We start from the raw sequence: 842 nt of genomic DNA on the forward strand, positions 1-842 counted from the left end.
AGGTCATGCGCGACGCGCGTGACGAGCTCGCGACGGGCCTGCTCCTGGCGTTCGACCTCCTCGCGCGCGGCGCGGATGCGGGCGTCGGATGCCGCGAGCTCGTCGAGCACGGCCCGGAACTCGCCGATCGGCACCGGGCGCGATTCGACGGGGACGCCGCGACCCAGGTCCTCGGCCGCCGACCGCAGCACGCGCGCGGCGCGCGCGATCTCGGCCCCGAGGATCGACGCGGTGAGGATCGCGACGACCCCGCTCGTGACCGCGATCGCGAGGGCGATCTGCGCATCGTGGTCGGAGAGGTACATCGCCTGGGTCGCCACGAGCACGCCCCCGACGACGGATGCCACGGCCGCGACGACCACCGTGACGAGGTGCACCACGATCGGGGCCCATGCGAACCGGCGCAGCAGCAGCCAGGCGATGAATCCCACGCCGGCCGCGATCGCGGCCGAGACGGCGACGACGAGGAGCAGGTCGGTGCCGCTCACGGGGCACCCCCGTCGCCCGCGGCGGCCGCGGGATCGTCGAACCGGTAGCCGTAGCCCCAGACCGTCACGAGCATGCGCGGGTTCGCGGCATCCGCCTCGATCTTCTCGCGCAGTCGCCGCACGTGCACGGTGACGGTCGAGAGGTCGCCGTGGCTCCAGCCCCAGACGCCCTGCAGCAGGTCCTCGCGCGAGAACACCGTGCCCGGCCGGCGGGCGAGGAACGCCAGCAGCTCGAACTCGCGCTGCGTGAGCGCGAGCCGGCGGCCGTCGAGGTCGACCGTGTGCGCGGCCGTGTCGATGCGCAGCGGCCCGCGAGCGATCACGGCGGCCTCCGAGCCGGCGACCGCCGCGCCC

Annotated in this window: 1 protein-coding gene and 1 pseudogene; both read right to left on the minus strand. The window is 74.9% G+C overall.

Annotated features, from left to right (window positions below):
- Positions 1–488 (minus strand): annotated as a pseudogene (locus ESO86_RS17810) (hypothetical protein); the annotation flags it as partial.
- Positions 485–842: winged helix-turn-helix domain-containing protein (locus tag ESO86_RS17815; protein ID WP_165308368.1), on the minus strand; the 358-nt coding region annotated here is incomplete at its 5' end. The gene ESO86_RS17815 and the pseudogene ESO86_RS17810, both read right to left, overlap by 4 nt.

This window comes from Agromyces binzhouensis (assembly GCF_004135055.1).
Lineage (GTDB): Bacteria > Actinomycetota > Actinomycetes > Actinomycetales > Microbacteriaceae > Agromyces > Agromyces binzhouensis.